Here is a 2019-nt window from a genome sequence, read left to right as displayed (position 1 = left end):
GGTTTCGATATTCGCGGCATCGGCCCGCGCGTGCTCCGCATCCCCTATGATGCCACCGGCAACCTCGTGACCGATCGCAGCCAGATGAGCGACGACTCACTGGGCGGCCGGGCCTATTATTTCGGTAAGTTGGAGGTGCTGCTCCCGCTCGGCAATGCGGCGCGCGAGCTGGGCATCCGGCCGTCGCTGTTCGCCAATGTCGGCTCGGTGTTCGGGCTGAAAAGCCCGGTGCTGACGAATATCCCGGCCGGCGGCCAGTTCCGCGAGGTGCTCGACGCCAGCGGCCAGCGGCTGTGCGTCGATGCCAATCCCAGCGACGGCACCAGCCTTCCGTCGCAGACGGTCGCGCCTGGCGTGACCTGCGCCACGGGCCTTACCCCGTTCGGATCGGTGATCCCCGGCTTCCAGGAACGCTACCTTGGCGACACGTGGAAACCTCGTGTATCGGTGGGCATCGGCGTGAACTGGAACTCGCCCTTCGGTCCATTCCGGATCGATATCGCCAAGGCGTTGGTAACCCGCGAGGGCGATGATCCAAAGCTCTTCACTTTCAATGTAGGAACCCAATTCTGATGCGTACGATCCTGAAGCTTTCGGCAGCCGCCGCGCTGCTCGCCGCGACGCCCGCCTTCGCCGAAGGCGTGGTCGTGGTCGACGTCTCCCGCGTTCTGGGCGAGTCCGCCGCGGGCAAGAGCGGCACCGCGCAGCTCAAGGCGAAGTATGATGCGCAGATCACCCAGCGCAATCAGGCGTTCAACACCGCCGTGCAGGCCTATCAGACCGCCGCGAACGCCGCGCAGGCGGTGAAGGCGCCGGCCCAGCCGACTCCGGCACAGGTCACCGCCGCGCAGCAGGCCGGCCAGCGCGCGCAGCAGGCGCAGGAGCAGCTCCAGGCGCTGGCGCAGGAGGTTCGCGCGACCGAGGATTTCGTTCGCCAGCAGATCATCGAGCGCGTCGGCCCGATCGCCGAGCAGGTCCGTGCCGAGCGCAAGGCCGATGTCGTGATCCCGAAGGGTTCGGTGTTCGCCGCGGACAGCACCAAGGATGTGACCTCGGTGGTGATCCAGCGTCTCGACGCCGCCTTCCCGACGCCGAGCATCGCGCTGCCGCAACAGCAGCAGCAGGGCGCGGCCGCCCCGGCGCAACCGTCGCAGCAGCCGACCCAGGGCCGTTAATGGCCGAGGGGGAGGGCGCCGCGAGCGCCGGCATGGGCCCGCTCGATATCGCGCGGGTCATGGCGGCGCTGCCGCATCGCTATCCGATGCTGCTGGTCGATCGGGTCGAGGAACTCGGCCCCGACCAGCGCATCGCCGCGATCAAGGCGGTGACGATCAACGAAGGCTTCTTTCAAGGGCATTTCCCCGGCCGCCCGATCATGCCGGGCGTCCTGATCGTCGAGGCGCTGGCGCAGGCGGCCGGCGTGCTCGCGGTGGAAAGCCTCGGCCTCGCCGGGTCGGGCAAGCTCGTCTACTTCATGGCGATCGACGAGGCGAAGTTCCGCAGCCCGGTCGAACCGGGCGTGCTGCTTCGCCTGGAGGTCGAATTCGTCCAGAAGCGCGCCACCGTCTGCAAGTTCGCCGGACGCGCGCTGATCGACGGCAAGGTCGCGGCGCAAGCGAACTTCACCGCGATGATCGCCGATCCGCCCAAGGCGGCCTAGGCGCTTTCCTTTTCGTCGCCCTGTCGCTATGGGCGCCGCTTCCTTCCGGGCTGGTCGGTAACCAGCCAATCATGGGACGTACGTCATGAAGAAGAACATCCACCCCGATTATCACGCCATCAAGGTCCAGATGACCGATGGCACCGTGTTCGAGACGCGCTCCACCTGGGGCGCCGAGGGCGACACGCTGCAGCTCGACATCGATCCGCTCGCCCACCCGGCGTGGACCGGCGGACGCAGCCAGCTGCTCGATCAGGGCGGCCAGGTCGCGCGCTTCAACAAGCGCTTCGGCGGCCTCACGCTCGGCAAGAAGTAGCATCGCGCGGCGTCGGCGGCCCTGGGCCACGACGCCGCAATCT

General features: G+C 67.8%; 4 protein-coding genes. All 4 read left to right on the top strand.

Annotated features, from left to right (window positions below; genetic code table 11):
* Nucleotides 1–573, top strand: a 573-nt coding sequence (locus ACOJSF_RS05645) for a BamA/TamA family outer membrane protein (protein ID WP_420141247.1), incomplete at its 5' end; no start/stop codon positions are given.
* Entirely contained in the window at nt 573–1175 is a 603-nt protein-coding gene (locus tag ACOJSF_RS05640) for an OmpH family outer membrane protein (protein WP_420141246.1), read from the top strand. The genes ACOJSF_RS05645 and ACOJSF_RS05640, both read left to right, overlap by 1 nt.
* Before the next feature lie 32 nt (nt 1176–1207).
* Nucleotides 1208–1660, top strand: coding sequence for a 3-hydroxyacyl-ACP dehydratase FabZ (gene fabZ / locus ACOJSF_RS05635; protein ID WP_420141245.1), 453 nt, complete (start codon nt 1208–1210; stop codon nt 1658–1660).
* 85 nt (nt 1661–1745) lie between these two features.
* Nucleotides 1746–1976: a 50S ribosomal protein L31 gene (rpmE, locus tag ACOJSF_RS05630; protein WP_420141244.1), complete on the top strand. Its 231-nt coding sequence runs from the start codon at nt 1746–1748 to the stop codon at nt 1974–1976.
* Nucleotides 1977–2019: the final 43 nt, after the last annotated feature.

This window comes from Sphingomonas sp., assembly GCF_048594985.1.
In the GTDB taxonomy this organism is placed as follows: Bacteria; Pseudomonadota; Alphaproteobacteria; order Sphingomonadales; family Sphingomonadaceae; genus Sphingomonas_I.
Note: the sequence above shows the minus strand (reverse complement) of the source record. Positions and strands in the feature narration are given on the sequence as shown.

Bases quoted from the DNA above. Each gene is read 5' to 3' on its own strand.
- ACOJSF_RS05640 (WP_420141246.1), top strand. From the start codon at position 573: ATGCGTACGATCCTGAAGCTTTCGGCAGCCGCCGCGCTGCTCGCCGCG.
- fabZ (WP_420141245.1), top strand. From the start codon at position 1,208: ATGGGCCCGCTCGATATCGCGCGGGTCATGGCGGCGCTGCCGCATCGC.
- rpmE (WP_420141244.1), top strand. From the start codon at position 1,746: ATGAAGAAGAACATCCACCCCGATTATCACGCCATCAAGGTCCAGATG.